At 43.6% G+C, this 25,491-nt stretch carries 21 protein-coding genes; 9 read left to right on the top strand and 12 right to left on the bottom strand.

Features of this window, described 5'->3' with window-relative positions; genetic code table 11:
* Both AB4375_RS19600 and fabV read left to right on the top strand, forming a co-directional pair.
* Positions 1–182: hypothetical protein (locus AB4375_RS19600; RefSeq protein ID WP_372052357.1), on the top strand; the 182-nt coding region annotated here is incomplete at its 5' end.
* A 24-nt stretch (positions 183–206) separates the two neighbouring features.
* On the top strand, positions 207–1,409 hold the full coding sequence (gene fabV / locus AB4375_RS19595; RefSeq protein ID WP_017060392.1) for an enoyl-ACP reductase FabV: 1,203 nt from the start codon (positions 207–209) through the stop codon (positions 1,407–1,409).
* 306 nt (positions 1,410–1,715) lie between these two features.
* Here fabV and AB4375_RS19590 read toward each other — a convergent pair whose 3' ends face one another.
* Both AB4375_RS19590 and AB4375_RS19585 read right to left on the bottom strand, forming a co-directional pair.
* Complete coding sequence (locus tag AB4375_RS19590) at positions 1,716–3,398, bottom strand: aspartate:alanine antiporter (protein ID WP_017060395.1); 1,683 nt, start codon at positions 3,396–3,398, stop codon at positions 1,716–1,718.
* Positions 3,399–3,647: 249 nt separating this feature from the next.
* Positions 3,648–3,911 carry a GrxA family glutaredoxin gene (locus AB4375_RS19585; protein ID WP_009847069.1) on the bottom strand — a complete coding sequence of 88 codons (264 nt, stop codon included), beginning with the start codon at positions 3,909–3,911 and terminating at the stop codon, positions 3,648–3,650.
* A gap of 406 nt (positions 3,912–4,317) precedes the next feature.
* On the opposite strand from AB4375_RS19585, the gene AB4375_RS19580 reads away from it, so the two are divergent.
* Positions 4,318–5,610: an iron-containing alcohol dehydrogenase gene (locus AB4375_RS19580; RefSeq protein WP_372052355.1), complete on the top strand. Its 1,293-nt coding sequence runs from the start codon at positions 4,318–4,320 to the stop codon at positions 5,608–5,610.
* A 124-nt stretch (positions 5,611–5,734) separates the two neighbouring features.
* On the opposite strand, the gene AB4375_RS19575 is transcribed toward AB4375_RS19580, so the two are convergent.
* The 5 genes from AB4375_RS19575 to AB4375_RS19555 form a co-directional block, all read right to left on the bottom strand.
* Positions 5,735–6,589: a MurR/RpiR family transcriptional regulator gene (locus AB4375_RS19575; protein ID WP_004734686.1), complete on the bottom strand. Its 855-nt coding sequence runs from the start codon at positions 6,587–6,589 to the stop codon at positions 5,735–5,737.
* A gap of 358 nt (positions 6,590–6,947) precedes the next feature.
* Complete coding sequence (gene panP, locus AB4375_RS19570; RefSeq protein ID WP_017068759.1) at positions 6,948–8,591, bottom strand: pyridoxal-dependent aspartate 1-decarboxylase PanP; 1,644 nt, start codon at positions 8,589–8,591, stop codon at positions 6,948–6,950.
* 118 nt (positions 8,592–8,709) lie between these two features.
* Entirely contained in the window at positions 8,710–9,237 is a 528-nt protein-coding gene (locus tag AB4375_RS19565; RefSeq protein WP_017066066.1) for a hypothetical protein, read from the bottom strand.
* Positions 9,238–9,410: 173 nt separating this feature from the next.
* Positions 9,411–10,316, bottom strand: a complete 906-nt coding sequence (locus AB4375_RS19560) for a lysine exporter LysO family protein (protein ID WP_029235593.1) — start codon at positions 10,314–10,316, stop codon at positions 9,411–9,413.
* 54 nt (positions 10,317–10,370) lie between these two features.
* Entirely contained in the window at positions 10,371–11,291 is a 921-nt protein-coding gene (locus AB4375_RS19555; protein WP_017066065.1) for an HDOD domain-containing protein, read from the bottom strand.
* Between the two features lie 357 nt (positions 11,292–11,648).
* On the opposite strand from AB4375_RS19555, the gene AB4375_RS19550 reads away from it, so the two are divergent.
* Complete coding sequence (locus AB4375_RS19550) at positions 11,649–12,230, top strand: TfoX/Sxy family DNA transformation protein (RefSeq protein ID WP_017060401.1); 582 nt, start codon at positions 11,649–11,651, stop codon at positions 12,228–12,230.
* A gap of 176 nt (positions 12,231–12,406) precedes the next feature.
* On the opposite strand, the gene AB4375_RS19545 is transcribed toward AB4375_RS19550, so the two are convergent.
* From AB4375_RS19545 to AB4375_RS19535, 3 genes are all read right to left on the bottom strand, one after another.
* Positions 12,407–12,949, bottom strand: coding sequence for a hypothetical protein (locus tag AB4375_RS19545; protein WP_017065409.1), 543 nt, complete (start codon positions 12,947–12,949; stop codon positions 12,407–12,409).
* 286 nt (positions 12,950–13,235) lie between these two features.
* A complete protein-coding gene (locus tag AB4375_RS19540; protein ID WP_017068761.1) occupies positions 13,236–13,733 on the bottom strand; it encodes a response regulator in 498 nt (165 codons plus the stop codon).
* Positions 13,726–15,669, bottom strand: a complete 1,944-nt coding sequence (locus tag AB4375_RS19535) for an ATP-binding protein (protein WP_017060404.1) — start codon at positions 15,667–15,669, stop codon at positions 13,726–13,728. The genes AB4375_RS19540 and AB4375_RS19535 overlap by 8 nt, the downstream gene beginning before the upstream one ends.
* Positions 15,670–15,852: 183 nt before the next feature.
* Between AB4375_RS19535 and AB4375_RS19530 the strand changes: the two genes are divergently transcribed.
* The 4 genes from AB4375_RS19530 to AB4375_RS19515 all read left to right on the top strand — a co-directional run bounded on the left by AB4375_RS19530 (position 15,853) and on the right by AB4375_RS19515 (position 21,783).
* Positions 15,853–17,115 carry a DUF945 family protein gene (locus AB4375_RS19530; protein WP_017060405.1) on the top strand — a complete coding sequence of 421 codons (1,263 nt, stop codon included), beginning with the start codon at positions 15,853–15,855 and terminating at the stop codon, positions 17,113–17,115.
* A gap of 163 nt (positions 17,116–17,278) precedes the next feature.
* Positions 17,279–18,373 carry a 3-phosphoserine/phosphohydroxythreonine transaminase gene (gene serC / locus AB4375_RS19525; RefSeq protein WP_017065411.1) on the top strand — a complete coding sequence of 365 codons (1,095 nt, stop codon included), beginning with the start codon at positions 17,279–17,281 and terminating at the stop codon, positions 18,371–18,373.
* Positions 18,374–18,724: 351 nt separating this feature from the next.
* Complete coding sequence (locus tag AB4375_RS19520) at positions 18,725–19,873, top strand: extracellular solute-binding protein (RefSeq protein ID WP_372052353.1); 1,149 nt, start codon at positions 18,725–18,727, stop codon at positions 19,871–19,873.
* A gap of 20 nt (positions 19,874–19,893) precedes the next feature.
* Positions 19,894–21,783 (top strand): GGDEF domain-containing protein, encoded by a 1,890-nt coding sequence (locus tag AB4375_RS19515; RefSeq protein ID WP_372052358.1) that lies wholly within the window; start codon positions 19,894–19,896, stop codon positions 21,781–21,783.
* Between the two features lie 210 nt (positions 21,784–21,993).
* On the opposite strand, the gene AB4375_RS19510 is transcribed toward AB4375_RS19515, so the two are convergent.
* Together AB4375_RS19510 and AB4375_RS19505 are read right to left on the bottom strand one after the other, a co-directional pair.
* Positions 21,994–22,710 (bottom strand): 3'-5' exonuclease, encoded by a 717-nt coding sequence (locus tag AB4375_RS19510; protein WP_372052352.1) that lies wholly within the window; start codon positions 22,708–22,710, stop codon positions 21,994–21,996.
* A 5-nt stretch (positions 22,711–22,715) separates the two neighbouring features.
* Positions 22,716–24,605, bottom strand: coding sequence for a DUF294 nucleotidyltransferase-like domain-containing protein (locus AB4375_RS19505; RefSeq protein WP_372052350.1), 1,890 nt, complete (start codon positions 24,603–24,605; stop codon positions 22,716–22,718).
* 150 nt (positions 24,606–24,755) lie between these two features.
* Here AB4375_RS19505 and AB4375_RS19500 point away from each other — a divergent pair, with 150 nt between their 5' ends.
* Positions 24,756–25,397: an outer membrane beta-barrel protein gene (locus AB4375_RS19500; RefSeq protein ID WP_017068768.1), complete on the top strand. Its 642-nt coding sequence runs from the start codon at positions 24,756–24,758 to the stop codon at positions 25,395–25,397.
* Positions 25,398–25,491 lie beyond the last annotated feature (94 nt).

Below are 25,491 nucleotides of genomic sequence, written 5' to 3'. Positions count from 1 at the left end.
CTTGTGATCAAGAGACAGCCTTATTAGGTGCCTTTTTTGTTTTTGTCGTAGAAGTTGCAATAGAGGCGTTAACAAATGGTGACTTAGTCAGCAAATATTCACTGAGTGCTCCAACCACTTGCATTTTCGCCACATTTTTACAGAAATTAGATGCCATTTGCGTACGAAACTTTTATCCTTAACCTGATTTTTTAAGGAAGTTGAATATGATCATCAAACCTCGAATTCGCGGATTCATCTGTACTACAACACATCCAGTCGGTTGTGAAGCTAATGTAAAAGAACAAATTGCTTACACAAAAGCTCAAGGCCCAATCGCAAACGCACCTAAACGTGTACTAGTTGTTGGCTCTTCAAGTGGCTACGGCTTGTCTTCACGTATTGCGGCTGCATTTGGTGGCGGCGCTTCAACTATCGGTGTTTTCTTTGAGAAAGCCGGTACTGAGAAAAAGCCGGGCACAGCTGGTTTCTACAACTCAGCAGCGTTCGACAAGCTAGCTAAAGAAGAAGGCCTGTATTCAAAAAGCCTGAACGGCGATGCTTTCTCTAACGAAGCGAAACAGAAAACAATTGACCTGATCAAAGAAGATCTAGGCCAAATCGATATGGTTGTATACTCACTGGCGTCTCCAGTGCGTAAAATGCCAGAGACTGGCGAAGTAATTCGTTCATCTCTAAAGCCTATCGGTGAAACGTACACGTCAACTGCGGTTGATACGAACAAAGACACAATCATCGAAGCAAGCGTAGAGCCTGCAACTGAAGAAGAGATCAAAGACACTGTTACTGTAATGGGCGGTGAAGATTGGGAACTTTGGATCAATGCTCTTTCTGAAGCTGGTGTTCTAGCGGACGGTTGTAAGACGGTTGCTTACAGCTACATCGGTACTGAACTAACGTGGCCAATCTACTGGGATGGCGCACTAGGTAAAGCTAAGATGGATCTAGACCGTGCAGCGACAGCGCTGAACGAGAAGCTAGGCCAAACTGGCGGTACTGCAAACGTTGCTGTTCTTAAGTCTGTAGTGACTCAAGCAAGTTCAGCAATCCCTGTAATGCCTCTTTACATCGCTATGGTGTTCAAGAAGATGCGTGAAGAAGGTATTCACGAAGGTTGTATGGAACAGATCTTCCGTATGTTCAGCCAACGTCTATACAAAGAAGACGGCAGCGCGCCAGAAGTGGATGAAGTGAACCGTCTACGTCTAGATGACCTTGAGCTTCGCGAAGACATTCAAGATCACTGTCGTAACCTATGGCCTCAAATCACAACTGAGAACCTAAAAGAACTGACTGACTACGTAGAGTACAAAGAAGAGTTCTTGAAGCTATTTGGTTTCGGTGTTGAAGGTGTTGATTACGAAGCTGACGTTAACCCAGCTGTTGAATTTGATGTAGCTGACATCTAATTCAAGTTATCGAATCTAAACGAAATAGGCGCTCATTGAGCGCCTATTTTTTTGTCTGCTATTTGGTTCAAGAGATTAAGAGCAGATATGGGATTCGAGTGGCGGGATGCGAAGAGATTTAAGAGCGGATACGGCTACCGCGATTCGAAGGGGGACAAGAGTAGAAATAAGGGATGAAGAGAGTTAAGAGCAGGAGTGGGGAAGAAGGCTTGAACCGCTTAAAACAGGTTATAAAAAATGCACTAACCCAAAGTGAATTAGTGCATTTGAAATATCTAAGCTTGGCTGCTTTTAATGCAGCAGATGCTAGCTAATTATGATGATGAAAGTACCTGCTAAGGTCATCAATATATTGGCTATCGCATAAGTACCCGCATAACCCAGAGCCGGAATCGTTGAGCGAGCGTGGTCATTTACGATGTCCATCGCTGGAGCGCAAGTTCGCGCGCCAATGATTGCACCGAACAACAAAGCTCGGTTCATCTTCAATACGTAAGCGCCAACCAAGTAAGCGAAGAATACTGGCAGCACACTCACTACTAGGGCAATACCTATTACCTGTGGGCCAACTTGGGTTAAGTGCTCAAATATCTTACCACCGGCGCTCAAGCCGATACCGACCATAAAGAACATCAAACCGAGGTCTTTGACCATGTTCAGAGCACCTTGAGGCACATAACCGAAAGTAGGGTGGTTCGCTCGTAGGAAACCAAGCATGATGCCCGATAGAAGCAGGCCAACCGCGTTACCTAGCCCAAACGATACCTGACCGAATGTCATGGTGATCAAACCAAACAAAATACCCAAAATGAAGAAGCTACAGAAGGCCATCAAATCCGCCATTTGGCTGTGGATTGAGATGAAACCAATTTTTTCAGCTAGGCCGTGCACTCGACTCTTTTCACCACTCACCTGTAGGACGTCACCTTTAGAAAGCACGATGTTTAAGTCCATCGGCATTTCAATCTGAGCACGTACTACGCGGTTAAGGAAACAGCCGTATTCAGACAGGTTTAAGTCTGATAGGCGCTTACCTGCGATACTGTCACTCTTAACGACGATCTCTTCTTCCACGATACGCAGATCGAGAAGGTTACGGTCGAAAACTTCTTTACCGTTACGGAAGCTTGGGTCTAGACGAGCGTGGCTATCTGGGAAACCAACCAATGCGATCTCATCGCCTTCTTGCAGAATTGCATCACCATCTGGATGGGCAAGAATACCATTACGTCGAATACGCTCGATGTAACAGCCTGTTTGGCGATAGATGCCCAGTTCACGCAGATTCTTACCGTCAGTCCAAGAGATGAGCTCTGGTCCCACTCGATAAGCACGAATAATGGGCAAGTAAACCTTACGCTGACCTGAAGCGCCTAACCCACGTTCTTGGGCGATTTGCTCTGCCGAGTCGTGTAGGTTCACTTTTTGAAGTTTTGGAATCAAGCGAGCAAACATAATCATACTGATTAAGCCAACCAAGTAAGCCATCGCGTAACCGACTGAAAGGTTTTCGATAATCAGGCTCAAGTCCATGTTTCTTGGTAATTCTGCAAGCCCAGAATTCAGAGCATCTTGAGCACCTACCAATATCGGCGTTGCTGTTAAGGCACCTGCCATCATGCCTGCAGATAAACCAAAGCCTAGGCCAAGGTAATGACTACTGAAATAGGTTAGGGCAATTGCGGTAGAAAGTACCACAAGGCTCAGAATGAGGTAGTGCTTACCGTCTCTGAAGAAGATACCGAAGAAGTTTGGTCCAGCTTCAATGCCAACACAGTAGATGAACAGCATGAAACCAATGGTGAGCGCATCTGCGTTAAAAGAAAAGCCAAGATGTCCCATGATAAGGGAAGTAATCAAAACACCGATTGAATTACCAAGTTGGAGGCTACCGAAACGAATTTTACCAATGGCTAATCCAATCGATAAAACAACAAAGATGAGGAGAATGGGGTTTTGTTCTAACAGAAAAACAACGTCGATATTCACGGTGGTCGCTCAATAATTGGCGTGGAACACAGGGTAAGTTTGAGAGGTGAATTGTATCTAAATATAAATAAATTATAAGCAATATTTTGTTAATTTACTTGATTTTGACCTTATTCTTATTCCGTATGAAAACTGGTCATAAAAAAGCCCGCTACAGTGAGCGGGCTTTCTATAAATCGTACAGTCTAACGCCTAAATGGGTGAGCTGTTTAAGGCTTTAGCCCTGATTCTCGTTTGAGAAATCCTAGCTTAGTCGAAAAGACCTAGGTTTTCTTTTGCGTATGCTTCAAATTCTGTGCAGCCGCCGATGTGGTCTTGGTCGATGAAGATTTGTGGAACTGTATCGACAGGTTTACCAACAGTCTTCTCTAGATCAGCTTTGCTGATACCTTCAGCGTGGATGTCAACGTAACGGTAGTTGAAGTCATCGCGTTTAGCTTTAAGAGTTTCAGCATGCTCTTTTGCACGAACACAGAATGGGCAAGCAGGGCGACCAAAAATAACTACAAACATTTAATTTCTCCTAAATACGGGATGAGGCTCGTTAACTCGATTATGTTAACTATTCTTTAGTGAATGCCACTCAAAATTTCATAAAACCAACTATGCCTCAATGCCATGGGGAAATAAAGATGGAATTACCTCTTAATACAATAGGTTTTGTCTATCAGAGCAAATAATGGTCACAAAAAGGATCCATGCTGATTTCTGATGGGTATTCAGATTGATTACCCTTAATTTAAGAGTGTGAATTACCCCTAAGAATACGACATTAATCCATCTTTAATGCGACAAGTTGCACCTCGTCAAAAAAAGCGCATACAGAACGAGGCATCTTAATACTGATGCACTATATAAAGGCTAAATTCCAATAACCAAGAGTTCGCAGTTTTGTTCGGTCATAGGCGCAGGAGGCACCATGTTTCAATTTATGACATCTACAAAGATCATCTTTGGTGATGGAGCACTTTCCGCTTCATTGTCTCTCTTTAATCAATATGGCTACAGCGTGCTATTGGTTACAGGCAATACATTAGAGCGCACTTCAATTGTTACTGACTATCTTGATGCGCAGAGTATGCGTTATCAGCACATTGCCGTTTCCGGTGAACCTAATATCAAAATGGTTGAAGAGGCGGCTATTTCTGCTCGTCGATTTAAGCCAGATATGGTTGTCGCCATGGGGGGCGGTAGCGCCATCGATATGGGCAAAGCGTTGGCTGCGGTTTTACCTAATCAAGGCAATTTATATGACTATGTTGAAGTGGTCGGGCGTAATGTTCCTCTTAAAACCAAACCACTTCCGTTTATCGCAATTCCAACCACAGCGAGTACCGGCGCCGAGGTCACTAAAAACGCGGTGCTGAAATCAGGCCAAGACCAAGTAAAAATCAGCCTGAGAAGCCCAGACATGCTGGCCGACGTTGCGATTGTCGACCCAACCCTAACTCATGGAACCAATCTATATCTATCTGGGCGAGGTGCGATGGATGCCTTTACTCATCTAATGGAAGCCTACGTGTGTGGTGAACCGAATCCGTTAACCGATATGATTTGTGAAGAAGGGCTGCGTAAGTTGAGTAGTTCTGTGGTTAAAGCGTGTGTTTATGATGAGCCTCAAGCGCGTTCTGATCTTGCTTTCGCTTCTATGCTCGGTGGTATGGCGATAACTAATGCCAAGCTTGGCGCAGCCCATGGTTTAGCCTCCGCACTAGGAGGTAAGATTTCTGCGCCTCATAGTGTGATTACCGCGCGTTTAGCGCCGTTTGTGATGTTGGAGAACATAGCCGTTGCAAAAGAGCAGCAAAGAAGCGACATCCTAGCGCGTTATCAGCGAATCGCTCAGATAGTAACAGGTAACGTAGAAGCAATAGAAGAGGAGGCAATTTCTTGGTTATCGGAAGTGCTTGATACGCTTAAGTTACCCAACTTGTTGGAATTTGGTGTCTGTGAAGCCCAGTTTGATGAGGTGTCTGCCGACGCGCTCAAATCAGTGGCGATTAAAGGAAACCCTTTGCCGCTTAACCAAGAGAGGCTCGTGCATATTTTGAAGCAAGTATGCGAGAAGTGCAGTTGTAGAGAAGGGCATCATGAGGGAGCTTCAATGAATCAAATTGGGCAAGAGCCAGCTGTCGAGTCGAGCTTTACCATTATCAATTCTTATGCGTCCGAAAACAGCGTGGTTGAGAAGGGCAATAGTTGGACTATCTAACGGTCTTAAACTTGTTCGTTGTATAAGTCATTTTATACAGACAAATAAAAACGGAGCTCTAGGCTCCGTTTTTTTAATTCAACTTGTTCTCTGGTCATCTGTTTTCAGTTCATGACTAAGCAGATTAGAACTGAGAGTACTTCTCGTAACGTGAATCACGAAGTGACTCTTTGACGCGCTTTAGGTTCTCTCTGAAACCAGAACCACGACGTAGCGTAAAGCCTGTCGCTAGCACATCGATAACCGTCATCTGAACAACGCGACTTGCCATTGGCATGTAAACGTCAGTGTCTTCTGGAACATCCAGAGAAATAGACAACGAGCTCGCTTTATCCAGTGGAGAATCTTTTGCTGTGATAGCAATAACTGTCGCACCGTTTTCACGCGCTAAGTTTGCAATCTCAACTTGGCTTTTAGTGCGGCCAGTATGAGAGATAAGAACAATAACGTCGTTATCACTGCAGTTAATGCAGCTCATTCGTTGCATCACGATGTCTTCGAAACATGTGATTGGGATATTAAAACGAATAAACTTGTTTTGAGCATCTTTGGCGACAGCAGAAGAGGCACCCAGTCCGAAGAACGAAATGCGTTTTGCTTGAGTCAGCAAGTCAACAGCACGGTTTACTTGCATCGCGTCTAGACTGTTTTTAGCAACGTCTAGACAAGCCATAGTTGATTCGAAAATCTTATGCGTATAAGCATCTGGACCATCATCTTCTTCAACATTACGGTTCACGTAAGGTGTACCGTTTGCCAAGCTTTGAGCTAGGTGAAGTTTGAAGTCAGGGAAGCCCTTTGTGTCTAATCGACGACAGAAGCGGTTAACTGTAGGCTCACTCACGTCAGCCATTTTAGCTAAGGTAGCAATGCTAGAATGAATTGCAGTTTGAGGGGAAGCCATAATTACTTCGGCTACCTTGCGCTCAGACTTGCTGAAATTTTCCAGGTTTTTTTGTATTTTTTCTAATGTATTCATAGTGTTCACAAGGGTATAGAGAACAACTTGCTAGTTAATATCTTTTACCAGGGGGTATGGCTGAAGCAAATATCAGTAAACACAAAGCCGATGTATATTCGGTTTCGTAAATACTGCTGCGTCAAATAGATATCAAGCTAACTAGCACCATAGAGTCAGTATAAACCCAACATACTATTTACTAATACAAAAACAGGGCATGAATGCTTAAGAATATGACAAACCTCAACAAAATTTTAGAAAACTACAGAATTGGAAGAGAGTTTGAGCAAAAAGAATGCAAAATGGGTATGAACTGACAGCTTAGTTACATCAAAAAGAAAGAAATTTTCAATTTGATGCAACTAAAATTGAATGACTATGCGTTGATTTGCGTAACCAGTTTGTTGATTTTGCCCATCAAGTTTGGTGCTAGTTTAGAGATCTCACGCTGTTCTTCAAGCACTGACGAAAGAATATCATTGCCTGTTAGTGGGTTTGCTAATACCACGCGGAAAACGATGATTGGCTGATGTACCCATGCTTCAGGGTTTAAGCGTGTACGTGACACGAAAGACTTACCTGTTTCACGCTGCTTCTTCTGAATAAACTTAGTCAGCTCATTGAGCAACTCATTCAGTTCGACACGATGTTCAGGCTCAGCTTTAAGCAGTGCCGCTTTGACTGACTCAGGGACATAGCGATAAGTCAGTAGGCAAAGCTCAGGTTCTGAAACCAGCTCGAAGTCGCTATGATCTTTAATTAGGTCGGCAAAGTAGCGCGCTTTGTTGATGCTTTGGTCGATCAGCAGTTCATAACCTGGGCGGCTAATGATGTGCATTGCGGCGTAAACCAGCATTGCCATACCTGAACGAGAACCTTCTAACGTATGGCTGCCTAAATCTTTTGAGCCTTTACGAAGAATGTATTGAGCATGATGTTCAATCGCAGTCATCGCATCTGGCTTCTTAAACAGAACCATACCCGCACCCATAGGGATATAAAGCTGTTTATGCGCATCAATCGTGACTGAATCCGCCAGTTCAATACCATCAAGTAGGTGACGATGATTGTTAGACATCAGAGTCGCACCGCCCCAAGCTGCATCAACGTGGAAATGACAATCGGATTCGGCACACACCTCAGCAATGTCTCTTAGCGGGTCGATATTACCGGTTTCGGTTGTACCAGCCACACCAATGACGGCGAAAGGTTTGATCTTGTTCTGCTTGAGCTGCTCGATCTTGAGTCTTAAATCATCAGTACAAATACGGTTGTCGTTATCTGTTTTAACAGACACTAGACCTTCTTGACCAATACCAAGGACATCCGCGGCTTTTTTCAGAGAGTAGTGGCCACGTTCAGAGACTAAGATGGCAAGGCCTTCGTAGTCGTAGTGCTTCATGGCTTTAAACAGGCCTTCTTTTTCTACACCTTTGAACGAACCTTGCGCTTTTAGTGCGTTGTTACGTGCAACCCAGAGCGCTGTAATGTTCGCGATGGTACCGCCAGAACAAAACGCACCTAAAGAGTGGTTTGCGCTGTGCATCCAACGAGAATAAAACTGGTCACTATCTTGATAAATCAGGCGATGTAACATGCCCAGAACTTGACGTTCTAGGGGAGTGAAAGCTTTTGAGGTCTCGATTTTTACTAGATTCTGATTCAACGCAATCATGATTTTTGAAAGCGGCATCAGGAAGTACGGCAACGCAGAGGTCATATGGCCAATAAAACTTGGCGAAGACGTGTGAACCGAATGAGACACAAGAGAATCGAGGAGATGCTCAGTATGTTCAGAAACAAACTCAGGCTGCTCTGGGATATGAGCATTTGAAAAATCTTTCTCAATTTCACGTAGCGGCTTTTCTTCAGCCACAATATGTTCACGTAAGAATTGATTCAGGTTTCGTGAAAGTTTGTCTTCAATTTGAGTGAGTGTTGAATCTGGGCCTTCAGGTACCGTGAAGATACGTAGAAGACTGTCGAAGCTAACATCTGCTGTTTTTTGTTCCGTAACCATAGCAAGCGAGTTATTTTTCTAATATTGACGCGAGCGGGACAATCTAAACGAAAACGGGAACAATGTCCCGTCTTAATTATGAAATCCAACTTCTCAAAAAAGCATATTAAATGCGGGGTTATTTACACTTAATCGCTTCAAGTTTACTGATCGACTGGTTGTAACGCTGCAGCGCTGAGTCGATTTGCTTAGGGTGACTAAGCAGCTCTGCAAAGGCAGAACGTAGTTCGTAGTTTTGAGCGTGAGGCGTTGATTGGCGGTCATCGAATGTTGTTTTCGCGATTTTACCAAGCTCATCATCACGTGTTGATAGCGTTTTAATGTCGTGTTGCTCAAGTTGCAACCAACCTTCTACAGGTTGCTCTGTTGCCACTTTGCTTGAGTCGTTTACTAAGTAGTAGTGAACCGCAGCACGGTTAAGCTCAAAGTGGTGCTTACGACCTTCTAGGAACCACTCACTCACTTCTGTTAGCTCTGGATATTGCTCAGAGGTTAATGCAGCAAGGTCGGCATACCAATTCAAAGAAGCGTCGATGTACGCATCATATTTTTTTGCTTGGCACTGGTTTGTCTCAGACATTGAATCTGCTGCAAAAGAGAAAGTAGAAGTTGAAGCTAGCAGTAATGCGACGCAAAGGCGTTTCATAGTGGTTCCTTTTGTAAGTTTATTCTTTTTATAACTTTGTCGTTACAGGTTACCGTGATCGTTATTTGTTGAGCAATGACACTTAGTGTCTTTTTATTTCGGTAACTGTATCGGTGTCTGGGCATTGGTATTCGAGTTGCATTCTAATCTAAAACAAACGCTATTCCTGCGATCTAGTTAGCAAGAGATACAAAGAACAACATCAATATCGGAACAAGCAAACTGAGGATAAAGCCACTGACGATAGCGATAGGCACACATCTAACGCCGCCTGTTGTTTGAATGACCGGTAAGGTGAAGTCCATCGCAGTCGCACCAGCATAACCAATGGAAGTGCATGGGTAGCTGCGAATTAGCACTGGAATCAGTACCAAGGCAACTAACTCTCTTAACAGCTCAAGCATGAAAGAAGCGCCACCATAGACAGGACCAAAGGCGTCACCCATTAAGATACCAGCCAGAGAGTACCAACCAAATCCAGAAGACATTGCCAAGGCTTTGAACAGAGGGATATCTAGGATGTAAGCCGCGATTACACCACCTAACATTGAGGTGATGATAATGGTGATTGCGATAACCATACCGTGCTTGTTGAGTAAGATCTGACGAAGTGTGAGTCCGCTATTACGCAGCTGAATGCCGATAAAGAATAGAAGAACAAACAGAATCCATTCGCTTGCGGTATCAACCCAATCAAGGCCAATAGGCAGCACTAAGCCAGCGATTAGCCCTGAACCTACCACTAAGATGAGTTTTGCAGATTCCATCGCCATAGAAGAGAGGGGAAGCTTCTTCTTGCTACTGTCGGTTTTGAGTGGCAATAACTTATCAATAGCGGGCAGTGTCATTAGGTTACATACGCTTAAGCAGACAAAGAAAGTGACGGTATATAGAAGGATTGTCTGCAGGTTACTGCCTAGGTTATCGAGGGCGGCTAAGCTTAGTCCCATTAACGCCAGAATCACGTAGATCAACCGCGATGTTGAGCGGTTGATAAATTCTAATGTCTGAGCGTTCGAAATTGCAAAAAGATACCCCACGACGAGTGGCGCAAATATAAAGATCATCCCTGTAAACATGCTTTCCCCATTGCATTTACTTCATATTACACTTACTTGTAATTTAACAGTGACTTAGAAGCCGCTAGTATTGATCACGTCGCTTAGCTTTGCATTAAAATCATGCTTGCTCAAGTTGCTTAATTTATAAAGCACCTCTGCACCTGTCACGTTAAGTTCAACTTCGTGATCATCGATGTTCTCATCCTTGTTTCTGAACATCAGCAGGTGGTTAGCGATTCGAGCGATATCTAAGTAAGAGACTTCACGCTGTTCGTGGTTATTGATGGTATTGCTGCACACATCAATAAAGTCGCTGTCGAAGCCCCAACGGTTAAGCACCAATTTACTGGTAGCAGAACATTGGCCTTGGAAGATTTGTAGAGCGATGTCGTGATCTAGGTAATTGCCATTTTCGAGGTAGAGGTGGTATTCGCTAACCAAACAGAACAAACCAATATCAGCCAGTAATCCAACAAGCAGCGATTTTTCATGCTCAAGGTAACGGTATTCAGTAGGGGAGAGCTCTTTGAAGCTGTTGGTAACAAGCACCATAGTAGCGCCCAGCTCTTTTGATACAGAAGCGCTCTGAACCAATACCTTATTACATTCTTTACTGAGGTTGACTGAGTGTTTGAGTTGCTCAATAGCCTGAGCCGTCACGATGTCACGTACTCTTAATATGCCAAGGCGCGACACCGCCGTCATAATATCAACACAAGTAATATTACGTCGGTTAAAGACGACAGAGTTAGCCACACGAATGACAATAGCAGCGAGGCCTGGGTCTTCGAGTAAGCACTCGGCAACGTCAGCAATCCCAGTTGATTCAAGGGTACAAAGCGATTGAATCTTCAGTACAACGTTAGGGATAGGAGGAAGTGTTATTTTTCCCGCTGAGATAGAATGTCCAACAAGTTGGGCAAACTCTGATTCTAGACCCTTTAAGAGAAGAGTCTTATTTTGAGGTAGCCAGAAAAACGATAAATGATTCATATAAAAAGTAAAAACAGGTCTGTCCTGCCATTTTACAAGCCACGATGCTGCGAGGCAATACTCACCCGTCTACATAACCTTTAATAATTTGAACCGGTGTATCACTAGGTGTCCAAATTCAAGCATGGTTTGATAGTTTACTGTGAAGTCAATCATGAAAAAACGGAATACTCAATTGATTGATGTGAACTAAGTCCAGACTTATTTTTCTTTTCGAAGTATGATTTATTTAAAGGTGAAAAACGAAACCATAATATTCACCTATAGAATAACAAAATAGATTTAAAATTTTCGCATAACAAGCTGCTTGTCTGGTGATCAACCTAATCGGGGTAATTTGATTAAGGATCAACGGATATGACCGAGACAGCATTTATTAATTACGTGAATCAATTTGGTGAGCATCAAAAACGTTCTATGTTCGGAGGTATTGGCCTCTTTCAAAATGACGCTATGTTCGCTTTATTGAGTGAAGGTTGTTTATTCATTAGAGGTGGAAAATCATTAGATAAAAAACTGACCGATCTTGATTGTGAAAAGTATCGTCATGTAAAGAAGCAGACAACAGCAACCGTAAACTATTACGACATTACGGATCTGTTTACCTGTGAACATCCTGAATTGGATAGTATTATTCGTACTTCAATCGATAATTCAATTCAGCAGCGTAGCTTCAAGAAGTCATCAGCTAGCCGTAGATTAAGAGATCTACCAAACATGCAGCTTACGTTAGAGCGCATGGTTAAAAAGGCGGGTGTGGATGATGTTTCAATGTTTATGCAGTTGGGCGCACCTGAAGTGTTTAATAAGGTTCGCGAAGCGTACGGAAACGATGTTGACCTAAAACTACTTTGGAAATTTGCGGGTGCAATTGATGGTATTCACTGGAAACTATTACAAGAGCCACGCAAGCAGCAATTACTAAAGAGCTGCCACTAAAGAAGTTTACCTTATATGCTTAAGATTACTGTTAATAAATAAAAACCGAGGAATGTCCTCGGTTTTTTTGTTTCTGTCTTAGCCGGATTTCTTAAAAGACTAAGCATCAAAAGACTAAGTATCAAAAGGCTAAGTGCTCATAGAGAGCTTATATGCTAGGGCTTGAGCTTTAAGTATTAGTACTTGAAGCGAGCAGTGAACATAAGTTGGTCACCGTAGAAGTCGTTAATACGAGCTTCAGCACCTAAAGAGAAAAGCTCTGTAGAGTGGAAACGCGCGTAAACAGAACCTGTCCAATCATCGTTGTCATCGATAGAAACGTAACCACCTTTACCACCAACTTCTAGTTGTGGACCAAGCCATTGGCGAACACCAATGTTGATTTCCATACCGATATCAGTAGAGCTTGAGTTCTCAGGTTGAACGATACGAGCTAGCATTTCACCTGTTAGGTCTGCCCAGTTGTTTAATGGAGCGTGGAAACCAAGACCTACAGCTGAGTCGTAATCGCTTTCAAATTCTGAATCGATACGTGCTATAGCGTGAGCGTTCGGGTGAATGGACTTACTGAACGCACCACCAAATGTTACTGGGCTAGCACCGATACGTGCTTCAAAGTAATCATAGTTAAAGTTGCTCATTACCTGTGGTTGTTCATCAACAGCTAGTGCTTGACCAGAAGCCAATAGCATAGCGGTAGTAAGTAGAATTTTGCGCATAACGACCGTAAACCTATATTAGTGTTAATTCCTTTGGTTTGAGACAAATCGGCAAACCATAAACATTGAGACAGTTTAATCTAACTCACGGAAAAGTAATCCTTTAAAATGTAAAACCTTACTCATTTAGTTAAAAAACAAGCAAATTAAGGATCAGTATGTAACGGAGATCTCATGTTTAGGGCGAATGAGAAAAATAGACGAGCGAATTATCCAAAATTTGTATACATTCGGAAGGTTTTTATATCGGATGACGCTATTCTCAGTATCCATTAACCAATCAGTGCTATTCACCAAAACTGGTGCGTTTATCCGCCATTGAAGTCAGTATGCGCTCGGTATCTAAGATGGAAGTCCAGTTTAGCAATTGCTTGTCGTTGGCAATGACATAGTCAGTCAATTGTTGAGTAATCGTGTCTCTCAGTTGATCGCCTTGCCAAGGTTTTGAAATATAGAAATCAAGTGCAGCGTTGTTAATGGCCGTGACGGTATCTTCCAGCCCTGCTTGCCCTGTGAGCAGCAGCTTACGTGTTGGTTTAGTAGCGTCGTGTTGATTGAGTTCGATCAGAAAATCGATGCCGGTCTTTTCTGGCATGATGTGGTCGCACAAGATTAACGCGAGCTTAATACCATCTTGTCCCATTTCTTTGATTACTTGCTTGGCTTCACCGACCGACTCTGCACCTTCAACCAGAAAGTTCTCTTCAAATATCGCCAAGTCCTGAAGGACACTATTGAGAACTTCAGGTTCATCATCGACACATAAAATTAGGTACTTATTCATGAGGTGCTCCTTCTTGTTTGAATGGAAGCCACACTTGCATGTTTGTATGGCTGCCTACCTCTGACTCCACCAAAATAAACCCTTGATGAGCCGAAACGATTTGTTGAGAAATGGATAACCCAATCCCTAAACCAAAGTTGCCTTCTTTTTTAGTCGTGAAATTTGGGTTGAAAATGGTGTTGATGTCTTCTTTGGCAATGCCGTGGCCAGTATCGGAGATTTGCACCACAAGAAACGCGTCGTCGCCTTTTGTCTGTTGAGAAGTGGTGATGGTCACTTTTCCTCGTTCAGATAGGGCATCGAGCGCATTGGAGATAAGGTTGGTCCACACTTGTTGCAGCGAGAGCGACTGGCACAATAAAGGCGGTAAGTCGGTATCGTAATGCTTTTCGAGTTGGTGGTGTTTAAGCCTGTTTTCGAAGATCACTAAGGTATCTTCAAGCCCTTCGTGGATATCTGTGTAGTGGCGAACTTCTTCATCTTCTCTAGCATAGCTTTTTAAGCTTTTGACCATATCGGCAATACGCTTGCTGCACACTTGAATTGAGCGGATAGAGTTTCCAACATAATGGTAATGCTCTAAGTCATTGAGCAGCTCTTTGCCTGCGACAGGGGACGCCTTTAATGTGTTTAGAACCGTAGAGTCTTGGCTTAGGTTTAGTCTCACGGCTTTTTTTGCTAAAGCACGGTCATTAATCGTCGACGTAAGATGCTTTACGAGCTGTCTTTCTTGGGCTGTTGATAGTGGCTTAGCTAACTTTGAATGTGCCAGTACGTCAGTCCCTTTATTGGACTCTGGAACGGATAGGTTTGCCAATATTTGGTCGAGATGGTCTGACAGAGTTTCGATGCTTCTTAATATGGCAGCAATCGGGTTATTCAGCTCATGTGCGACTCCCGCGACTAGCTGCCCGAGCATCGCCATTTTCTCTTTCTCGATCAGTTGTTGATGTGCAGACTCTAATGATTCTAGTGTCTGCTGCAGTTTGATCTTATTGGTGATGCTGCGTTGCAAACGTCGATTAAAATGACGGAGTAATAGATTGGTAAATAAAGGCAGCAGGGTATTGTTTGAATGCATCACCTGAGCAAAGCTATCTTTATCCAGTTTGATAACGCGAGTCTGCGTTAGGGTGATCGCCGTAGAAAACGAAGGCTCGCCTGTTACAAATGACATCCCGCCAACAATGTTCCCTTTGGAGTGACGTACCACTTCCCGCTGTTGCCCAAGTTCATCTTTCTTATAAAGAGCTGCTTCACCCTCAATGATCAGCCATAAAAAGCGATTGTCTTCGCCTTCCACAGTGAGTAGATGCTCGGGGGAATAGTCACGAATGGCCTTAGTTTTGTCATCTTTTGAAAACACATCTTGTAAGGCACTGACGACACGTTCTGCAAGGGCATTATCAGAAAGCTGGTGGTAGTCGTGAATGAAACCCGATTGGAAAGAGTGAATCTTTTGCTCAATGTGCGCTCTGAGTAAGCGTTGTTGATCCAATGCATCGCTGTAAGAGAGCAGGTTTTCTGAGTCGTATTGGATAACAAAAGAGGTCAGCTCTTTTTGCGCTGATTTGAACAGAACCTGATCTTGAACCGGTTTGGTTAAACAGTGGTTGAGCCTACCTTCATTCACAGCGGTTAAAATGGATTGAATGTCTGACGAAGCGCTGACTAATATCGTTCTTGCGGTATTACTATGGGGCAGCTGTTGAAGTTCAATCAGGAATTGCACGCCATTAAATTCAGAATGATGATGAGTGATCACCAAGGCAACGGTTTGGTTGTGATCATGAATATCTTCTAATGCGTGATGTGCGTCTTCTATGTTCTCGGCAGTATAAATATCGAATACAGAAGCCAACGGAGCCAGCTCCGAACGTATTCTTTCAATGCTAACCGGATTATTGTCCAAACAGATAACAGCGTATTGATTCACAGCTCAACCTTAATAGTAGCGACGTCTTTAGCCTAGCAAGAACCGCCGAATAAGGATGAGAGCTAGCCGTTAATTTATTGAGGCAATCGAAGTATCGAGCAATAGACTGATTTAACTCAATGTTTCTTGTTTGCTACTGATGGGTTAGACTAAAAAAAATAGACACGTGTAGAAAGAGAACTCATGGAACAGTTAAGAAAAATTGGTGCTATTGGCGGAGCAATCTCACTGGCACTTTGTTGGCCGCTAGCGGTTGGGCAAATTGGACAAAATGCGATTACCGATGGCGTTGCAAAGCTTAACAATTCAAGCATTCAAGCTGAGATCGTGGAATACGATAGAGGTTACTTGTCTTCCAACGTAACCACTCGTTTAACTGTGACGGATGAAAACCTGAAAGAGCAACTTGCGATTGATGGGTTGCCGAGTGAGTTTGTCATAAATAGTGCGGTTAGCCATGGTTTGGTGAGTCTAAATGCACTGTCGACGTTTGAGAATACCGATATTCTGCCTTTAACTCTGACCACTAGTACTGAGCTAAACGGCAACACTGACTTTAACTTTGAGTTAAGCCAGTTCAATCACCAAGGTTCTGATGAGAATGGGACTTCGGTCTCGATCACTAAATCGAATCTTTCTGGCCATGCGACTGTTTTAGGCCAAGTTGATTACGAGCTTTCAATCCCTTCAGTTCAAATTGATTTTGAAACCGGTGAAGAGGTAACGCTGTCTAATCTGAAAGGTGTGGGTTCAGGCCAACAAGCGAAAGGCTACTGGTTAGGTACTCAGAATTTTACTATCGATAGCTTCTTGGTTTCAGATTCTGCAATGCAGCCTTTCATGACCATTGAAAATTCTAAGTACGATTTTGAATCACATCTAGATGAAGCAACTAAGCGTCTGCGCAGCAACCTCAAGCTGGATATCGCAAACATCGAGACCAGTGAAGGCCAGTTGAACAACCTAAACGTCGATTTTGAAATGTCGAAGTTGGATAGCGAGTCGTTTGAGAAAATCTTTGAGATTTACCAATCTAATCCTGTGATGACGCAAGAAGACGTTGCAGAGATCATTCCATTTATCGATATCCTGTTTGCTAAAGGTTTCGACCTTTCAATGAACAACATGTCGTTAGAGTTAGGTAAGGGACAGTTCGAATCTAAGTGGTTGGTGAGCGTGCCGGAAGGGACCGAAAACATCAGCAGCAACCCTTCGATGATCATGCCTGCATTAACGGGCAACGTTCACTCTAGCTTCTCAAATGAACTTGTTGAAGAGTATCCATTCATCCGTGAAGGTATCGATGAATTGCTTGTGATGGAAATGATCAAGGAAACAGACAGTGGTTATGAAATCAGCGCTGACTTAGAAAATGGAAACCTAGTGTTCGAAAATGGACAAGAAATTCCATTAATCGCTCTACTTATGCCGGTTTTTGTTCAATAAACAGAGCAGGCGTGAATACTGATAGGGTGATTTAGCAGGTTAAGCTTAAACATTTTATACGGTACAAAACAAAAGAGGTCTTAAGACCTCTTTTGTTGTTTTTATGTTGGGTAAAACATGGTATTACTTGCATAGTTATTATTTAGCAGGAGCAATCATCCCCATGGAACTTACATTAGATAACGTATTCAACTTCAGTGCTGGCCCAGCTGCACTGCCTAAACCGGTAATGAAACAAGCGCAAGCGGACTTTATTGATTGGAATGGTTTAGGGACTTCCGTGATGGAAATCAGCCATCGCAGCAAGGAATTTATTCAAGTTGCTGACGAGTCCGAACAGGACCTACGTGATCTTCTGAACATACCAGACAACTACAAAGTTCTTTTCTGTCAGGGGGGCGCTCGTGCTCAATTCGCTGCTGTTCCTCTAAACCTTTTAGGTGATGCGACGAAAGCGACTTACATTGATGCGGGTTACTGGGCAGAAAGTGCAGTGACTGAAGCGAGCAAATATTGCGAAATCGATGTATTCAACGCGAAGACGTCAATTGATGGTAAAGCAGCGGTTGTTCCAGCTAAAGATTGGAAAATTGACCCTGAAGCTGCGTATGTACATTTCTGTCCGAATGAAACCATCGATGGTATTGAAATCAGCGAGCTTCCTCAAACGGATAAGCCAATCGTAGCGGATATGTCATCTAACATTCTGTCTCGTAAGATTGATGTGTCTCAGTACGGTGTTATCTACGCGGGCGCGCAAAAGAATATCGGCCCTGCGGGTATCTGCATTGCAATCGTACGTGATGATCTACTCGAACTCGCAAACGACGTGTTGCCGAGTATTCTGAACTACAAAGTACTTGCTGAAAAAGACTCAATGTTCAACACACCACCAACGTACGCTTGGTACCTATCAGGCCTTGTGTTCAAGTGGCTGAAAGCTCAAGGTGGCGTTGAAGCGATGGAGTTGGTGAACAAAGAGAAAGCAGCGCTGCTTTACGATGCAATCGATAGTTCAGCTTTCTACAAAAACGATGTTCACACTGCAAACCGTTCTAGAATGAACGTGCCGTTCCAACTGGCGAAACCTGAGTTAGATGGCAAGTTCCTAGAATTGGCTGATGCTGCAGGTCTGAAATCACTGAAAGGCCATAGAGCAGTAGGTGGAATGAGAGCTTCACTTTACAACGCAATGTCTCTGGAAGGCGTTCAAGCGCTGGTTAGCTTCATGAAAGATTTCGAAGAGAAATACGCTTAATCGATGATAGGGCTTTGACTGATAAATTGCTTATTTGATTTTTATTGTGTCGAATGCACCGAACGAGATAGATGCCGCTTTTGCGGCATTTTTTTTGTCGTTAATAATAAAGGGTATGGTATGTTGATTTATTGTAAGAACAGTCATCCAGAGATATGACGGATGTATCAGAATGAGCAGACCTTTCTCTTAAAGCGAGAGTATCAACTGTTATTTAGGCACTTTTTACTATATAACGTGTCGCCCAAAGCTAGGTCTCTAATCATGAGCAGTGAGCGATAAGCCGCATCGCCCGGTTTATTGATGGGCGATTAAAATCCAACGTCTAATTTTTACCACAAGGAACCAAGTGTGAGGTTATTGAGTCTATTTGCGATGCTATTACCGGCCGTTGCTTGTTCGTCCACACTTGAAATATGGGCTGGTATTAATTATGAAACGGCCGATTATGTAAAAGAACATATCGAAGCGATGACTGATCATCGTGTAGAAATTCGTTCGTTTGACGTCAACAGTATTCGTTCTGAACTGCTTGTTGCTGATCCTAGAGACAATACCTTTCCCGACGCCATCTGGGTTCCTTCTGACTTCTTAGGTCTAACTGAATATATCGATTTAGCGACGCTTCCTGATGCTTGGGTCGATACCCAACGCTATGAGAAAAAAGCGCTTGATGCAGTGGTCATCAACGGTGAGCTTAAGGCGTTACCGGTTGGTATTGGAAACCAAGTCGTTCTGTATTCGAGCAAGCCTCAAGCGCAAGTCGTGACATGGGAGAGCCTAATTGAACGCTCTGCTCAGTCCGATCAAGTGAGCGTGCTTTTCCCCAACCCAAACATGTACTTCTATCTAGCTTTCTACCAGCTTTTTTCTGAAGACTTATTATCGTCTAAGAATGTTAACGGTGAAGGGTTAGTTGCTATCTTTGATTTCATCGATATGTTGCAGCAGAAAAAAGTCATCGAATCATCGTGCAGCGATATTTGCGCGAGGCAGAGGTTCATCAATGGGGAAGTCGAGTTTTTGATTGACGGTGATTGGGCGTTCAGCGAACTCGATGCCGCCTTTGGTCGAGATTTGTACATCAATTCGTTGCCGACCTATCGTGGTGAAAGTATGTCTTCATTTAGTGGCGCAAAGGTTTTTGCTGTCACGGAAAAAGGCATGCAAAACCCAGATAAGAAATTGGCTTTGAAAGAAGTCGTTCAATACCTGCAATCAAACAGTTTCACCTATTTAGCTCACTCGAGTGCCATGGTTTCGCCGTTTTATGAGGTTAATCAACGCCGTGTTGAGGAAGGTAACCAGACACTTTCAAATATGTACGATGAGTTTCAAGCATCGCAAATGATGTCGAGTGACTACAAGATGGCGATCGTTTGGGAGGCATCGGCTCGGGCGTATCAGCGTTACAAGTCAGGGATGCCAAAGAGTGAACTGCATAAGTTTTACAATGATTTTGTTCAATATTACTCGGCGAATATGAGGGTAAGAGATTGAAACTATCATTAAAATACACCATGGGCTTGGTGTTGCTGGCTTGCTCAATGCTTCCTGTTTACCTAGCGGGACAGTTGATTCTCAATAAACAAAACCAAAGTTCTTTAGAGCAAAAAGAAACCAAGCTGGACAACTCTACGACCGGTATTCGTCAAACCATACAAGAGCAAATTAAGCTGACGGCGAGCCTAACTCAATGGTATTCGCATGACCGATCATTGATTAAAGCGGGTGGTAATATCTTTTTCTCGAGTGTTGTTTGGGACAAGATGGATAGCTTCAATGCGCTAGCGGAGAGTGTGTCCGCGACTTATATTCTGGACCAAAACTGGAAGCCCATTTATGACAGCAAAGGCAGCTTGTACCATTTTGAGCAGAGCCAGTTATTAGAAAGCTTGAAGCGTCCTCAATCGGTTTATGGGCAAGGGAAATTGTTCCACACCGAGTTTACCGAAACTGAAGTGGCGGATAATGCCGCTGCAGGTATCGCTTTTGTCGCGCCGATTTTACCTTATCGTTTGATAGAAGGTTCTACATACACGCCGCAGGGTTATCTTGTGGTTCTTATGGGGTATGACAGACTTAAGACTAAAGTGACGCCTTTCCTTTATCAAAATGAGTCGGTTGAGTTTAACTATATTGATTCAACGGATGCTCAATCTTCTGAACAAAGTGCGAACATTATCTCTATCGACAGCACATTCTTTACCGACAAATTGGTACTGAACGTCAAACATCATATTTCCGACAGTGAGCGTTTATTAGAGATGCAACAAGCTCAGGTGGTCTTTGTCAGAATATTGGTGGCGACGCTTGCCATCGCGATTGTGTTTGCTCTGTTCCTAAGCCGCTGGTTCTCAGGGCAGTTAAACCTGTTGGCTGAATCTGTTACGTCGTATTCGCATAACCAGTCACCGACTCATAGTGTGGATGAACATCGTTTTACAGAGTTCGTCACGCTGAGTCGTTTATTGGAAACCTTGTGGGGTCGCATACAATACCAAGTCCGTGAGCTTACAGAAAGTAACGATAAACTCGAAAGGTTTAATGTTCTGCTAGAGGACTTAGTTGAAGAGAAAACCAGCAAGTTAACGTATTCGCTCGCGCGTGAAGAATCCCAGAAGCATCGTCTTTTGAAGATCGTTCAGTTTGCATCATCAAGACACGCGGCTGAATATCGGTTGATTCCTCAAATGGTCGATCAAGAGTTAAAGACATTACTTGTTCAACATTCGATTCAGTTTCATTTTAACCGGACTGGCGAGGCTGACCTGATACTCTGTGACTCACAGGGGACGGCGATCGGGTATTTTTGTTCAAGTTCATTTGATGTCCTCAGTGAAGAAGATCTTCTGATTTTTGACATGTACCAAAAACAGTTAGCTGGTTGGCTAGAGCTCGAAAATATTACACGGATTAACATGCCGACTGGCTGTTTGAATCGTAAAGCTTTTAATGAAGATCTCGAATTCAGTAAACGCAGCATTAACGACAATCAAAATCAGATTTCTTTGATCATTATTGATATCAATGGCTTGAAAACGACCAATGATGTTCATGGGCATGAGATCGGGGATGAGCTGATACAGCGCTGCGTAGACGTAATCAGCCACGAATTGACACCTGCCAGTAACCTATACCGTTTGGGTGGAGATGAATTTGCGGTGCTTACCTTAACGTCTGGTGAGTCGAGTTCGCTCAATGTCGCAAAGATGACTGAGCAGTTGTACATTGCTCAGGAGCAACAGGCAATCGAGACTAAAGCGGGTATCTCTATTCCTGTCAGATTCTCGATTGGTGCAGCCTCTAGTGATTCAACAGACGTTGAGCAATTGTTCTCAGTCGCTGATGAGAATATGTATCAGCAAAAGCGTCTTTATTACCAAACGTTGTCTGTGGTTGGGAAGTAATAATGCCAATCACGCTGACAAATAGCGATCACGATTTTCGACGTCCATTAGAGCGGAACTGCTGCGGTGTGACGTTATAATATGTTTAAACGCTTATGGGAAATGCGCTTAGTCGGGCCAACCGTTGCTTAAACACAGACGATAAAAATGAAAAAGCCCACCAATGGAAGTTGATGGGCTTTGTGTTTGTATTTAGCTTACGTAACTCAGCTAGAGCCAGAAACTCTTCAGAGGCATCTCAGAGTCAAAGTGATGAGCAATTTGCGCTTGGAGTAGCTCAGCGGTCGCAATAGCGTCAGTTAATGCATGATGCGGCGTGTAGTCGGGCAGATGGTATCGACGACGACTCTGACCCAGTCTCACTGAAGCTGGCTTCTTACCTTTCAGCTTATTCCACAAGCCGCCAGCCAGTTTATTTTGGATCTGAGATTCAATCTCCAGCGTGTCGAGGACTGGGAACTCAATGCCTTCACCGAGTCGCACTTTCAATGCATTGTCCAAAAAGTCACGTTCGATACGACGATAGTGAACCACAGGGATATGCCCCGCCATTGATTCTAAGATCTCGCCCAACACTTCGCTAAGGTCTGGCGCATCAATGATGTCATTGTGAGTGATGCCATGAATCACGACAGACTCTTCTTCTAACTTCTGTTTTGGTCTCAGCGTCCAGTGTTTGGCTTGTCGCAAGTAGATGCGATTAAGCGTAAATGGCACTAAACCAATGGTAATGATGCCGTCTTTGTTTGGGTTTAACCCCGTCGTTTCAAAGTCGACAGCCAAGAACATCACTTCTGAAAGTGGCGTATCAGGCGCAGGAAGAGGCTGGCTGTAAAAGTACTTTAAGCGCTCGTCTCTCGCTCGTTCTAGCTTCTGAGCAAACTTAAATGGCCAATCGACCGCAGGTGATCTGAATAGTTTGTTCATAGGCCCTACTTAAACTTGTTGCTGGCTTGATAACGGAACTTAAGGAAGTTTTGTGCATTACTTAATATTTGGAATGCATCCTTTAGGTTACGTCGTTCGAAGTCAGACAGGTTCTCTGGCTCGATGTTGTTATCGGGCTCGATGTTGTTGTCGACATCGTGTGCTTGGTGGCGAATACGAACCAGAGAGATAAACTCCATCGCATCTTTCAAATCTTGAGCTCGGCCTTTCGGCAGAATACCAGCGTCGATAATGTCATCTAAACGTTCGAACGAGTTTTTAGAACGAGAGGCTACCGCCAGTGAGTGAACACGAATCAAATCGGCCAGTGGCGCAGTACCACGACGCTTAAGATTGATTGAGTTGTTGTGGCGGCCATCTTTCTCCATCACGAAATCTTTGAAGAAGCCGAGTGGCGGCGTGCGGTTAAGAGCATTACGTGCAAGACACGCCAAGAAGCGGTTGTTCTTACGTGCGCGTCGAACAATAAAGCTATTCAATTGCTCAGCCCATTTCAGGCGACCATAAACGCCATCTAAGTCGAAGAAGATTGAAGCATTCAACAGGGCTTTCGGGTTTGGATCATCAATCCAATCGGCAAAGCACTCTTCCCATTGGCGGCGAGTCATACGCCACGTTGGGTTAGTCGCCATGATGTCGCCAGTACAGTACACATAGCCACACTGATCTAAGCCATCACAAATGAAGGTCGATAGCTCCTCAAAGTATTTACCGTGCTTTTTCTCGTCGTAGGTATCATCAAGAATAATTGCGTTATCTTGGTCTGTAACCAGCAACTGCTCATCACGCCCCATAGAGCCGAGTGCGAGGAAACAGTAAGGAATAGGCGCCTTGCCCAATTTCTCTTCGCCCAGTTCGATAATTCGCTGCTTAAAGCTACGACCAATTACCGACATTGCAGTACCCACCATGTGGGCATTGGCATCTTCGTTAACTAAGCGTACAAAGCTGTCTTTCACTTGCTCGGAAAGCACCTTCAGATCTTCGATACTTTGTTGCTGGAAGATACTACTTACCAATAACAGCGAGTTTTGAGACTCATAACGAACAATATCGGTCGCTTCGATAATACCAATCGGCTTCTTATCTTTAAGTACTGGTAAATGATGCACGTTATAGCGAAGCATGGTCATCATAGCTTCGTATACATAAGCATTATGGTCGAGTGAGATAACCTCGGGTGTCATTACGCTGGATACTTCATCCGAAGGATCGAGACCTTCGGCGAGGACACGCGTACATAAATCTCGGTCGGTGATGATGCCAATCACGGGTGTTGAGTCATCTTCATCATCTTCAACGATTTCTGGATCGATGATCAGCAAAGAGGAAACATTATCTTGCGCCATCATGGTTGCAGCTTGCTGAATCGTGCGCGTTTTTTCGATCATTGGCGCTTCGCTGGTCAGCAGCGTTTTAACCTTGGATGTTGTTAGGTCGTTAGCGTCGTTGCTGTCTGAGTTGGCTTGGCGCAGTCGCGCGTTATCTTCTACTTCTACGAAATCGGCAAAGGAGTCGTAGTTGTCGTAGAGCTCTTGGAAGATAGGCTCAGGAATACAGTAGAGTAGGGTGTCTTCAGTCGCTTTAACTGGAAAACGCACCTTGTTGTTGGTCAGTAGGCCCATTTGACCGAACAAGTGGCCTTCATCAAGGCGGTTATAGAGTTCGCCTTTACGACGATAGACTTCGACTTCGCCACTTCGAACGATGTATAAGTCATGTATTTGATCACCAAAGTGAATGATAGGGGTATCTTGGCGGTAATAAGAAATTTCCACGCTACTGGTCACTTTCGCCAACATCTCCTCAGGGAGTTCTGTGAAAGGGGGGTATTGTGCCAGAAAGTTTTGAATCTCTAATAACTCAGCATCCATAATGATCATCCATTGGTTTGTATGATTTCATGGTACAACATTTGATAATATTTTGCCGTCACAAATCAATCTGTGAGCTAAAACCTTTTTAAAGTCTTATGGATAGACTAACCTTTCAATTAATGGAGTGACAGTTTAAGGATGATAGGAATGTCGAAGTGGAAGCTTAGTTTTGTATCTGCGGTTTTTATGTTTTCTCCAAGTTTGTGGGCGGACACTAACGCGGTGGATATTTTAGATTACGACCATATTTATGCCACGGCGCATTCGGGCAGTTTAAATGAAGATGCAGGCAGTAATAACAATGCCTCGTCTTATGGATTAGGCGTCAGTTACGCGATGACGGATGATTGGTTGTTGCTGGGAGACTACAGCGCACGCTTTATTCACCCTGATGACACCACAACTCGAATTGATACGCTGATGCCAGGTGTTGGTTACCGTTACAGCATTAAGAAAGATTTAGATATAGTGGCTTACTACCTGCTTGGTATCACAAAAGGTAAGGTTGAAGATAATGACACCAACCGAACTGAATCTTCAGACACTGAGTTCATCCAAGGGGTAAAAGCTGAGCTTAACTATGGCTTTGCGAAACGTTGGATAGCTAACGGGAGTGTGCAAGTGAATCGAAGTGACCTGTTTGATGAAGAGGTCTATCACTTAGGTTTACGTTATCTAGTGACCAATAAGTTTGCGATTGGTGGGTCATATCAACATCGAGATGGTGAAGGTAAAATTCGTAGCGAGCGTACTCACGAGCTAGGAGTGGAATTTTTCCTAGAGTATTAGCCAGTAACGAAAAGGCTAAGTGCACTAATAGCTCTTATATACAAAGAGACAGACACAAAAAAGCCAGCTTAATTGCCTGTCTCTTGATCACAAG

Origin of the sequence: Vibrio sp. 10N.261.51.C6 (genome assembly GCF_041471785.1) — a bacterium.
Taxonomy (GTDB): Bacteria; Pseudomonadota; Gammaproteobacteria; order Enterobacterales; family Vibrionaceae; genus Vibrio; species Vibrio crassostreae_C.
The sequence above is the reverse complement of the archived record's forward strand: the minus strand, read 5'-3'. Positions and strand labels throughout refer to the sequence as shown.

Bases quoted from the DNA above. Each gene is read 5' to 3' on its own strand.
- AB4375_RS19530 (WP_017060405.1), top strand. From the start codon at position 15,853: ATGGAACAGTTAAGAAAAATTGGTGCTATTGGCGGAGCAATCTCACTG.
- AB4375_RS19565 (WP_017066066.1), bottom strand. From the start codon at position 9,237: ATGAAACGCCTTTGCGTCGCATTACTGCTAGCTTCAACTTCTACTTTC.
- AB4375_RS19585 (WP_009847069.1), bottom strand. From the start codon at position 3,911: ATGTTTGTAGTTATTTTTGGTCGCCCTGCTTGCCCATTCTGTGTTCGT.
- fabV (WP_017060392.1), top strand. From the start codon at position 207: ATGATCATCAAACCTCGAATTCGCGGATTCATCTGTACTACAACACAT.
- AB4375_RS19505 (WP_372052350.1), bottom strand. From the start codon at position 24,605: ATGGATGCTGAGTTATTAGAGATTCAAAACTTTCTGGCACAATACCCC.
- AB4375_RS19560 (WP_029235593.1), bottom strand. From the start codon at position 10,316: ATGTTTACAGGGATGATCTTTATATTTGCGCCACTCGTCGTGGGGTAT.
- AB4375_RS19540 (WP_017068761.1), bottom strand. From the start codon at position 13,733: ATGAATAAGTACCTAATTTTATGTGTCGATGATGAACCTGAAGTTCTC.
- AB4375_RS19555 (WP_017066065.1), bottom strand. From the start codon at position 11,291: ATGAATCATTTATCGTTTTTCTGGCTACCTCAAAATAAGACTCTTCTC.
- AB4375_RS19580 (WP_372052355.1), top strand. From the start codon at position 4,318: ATGTTTCAATTTATGACATCTACAAAGATCATCTTTGGTGATGGAGCA.
- AB4375_RS19500 (WP_017068768.1), top strand. From the start codon at position 24,756: ATGTCGAAGTGGAAGCTTAGTTTTGTATCTGCGGTTTTTATGTTTTCT.
- AB4375_RS19545 (WP_017065409.1), bottom strand. From the start codon at position 12,949: ATGCGCAAAATTCTACTTACTACCGCTATGCTATTGGCTTCTGGTCAA.
- AB4375_RS19515 (WP_372052358.1), top strand. From the start codon at position 19,894: ATGGGCTTGGTGTTGCTGGCTTGCTCAATGCTTCCTGTTTACCTAGCG.
- AB4375_RS19510 (WP_372052352.1), bottom strand. From the start codon at position 22,710: ATGAACAAACTATTCAGATCACCTGCGGTCGATTGGCCATTTAAGTTT.
- AB4375_RS19550 (WP_017060401.1), top strand. From the start codon at position 11,649: ATGACCGAGACAGCATTTATTAATTACGTGAATCAATTTGGTGAGCAT.
- panP (WP_017068759.1), bottom strand. From the start codon at position 8,591: ATGGTTACGGAACAAAAAACAGCAGATGTTAGCTTCGACAGTCTTCTA.
- serC (WP_017065411.1), top strand. From the start codon at position 17,279: ATGGAACTTACATTAGATAACGTATTCAACTTCAGTGCTGGCCCAGCT.
- AB4375_RS19575 (WP_004734686.1), bottom strand. From the start codon at position 6,589: ATGAATACATTAGAAAAAATACAAAAAAACCTGGAAAATTTCAGCAAG.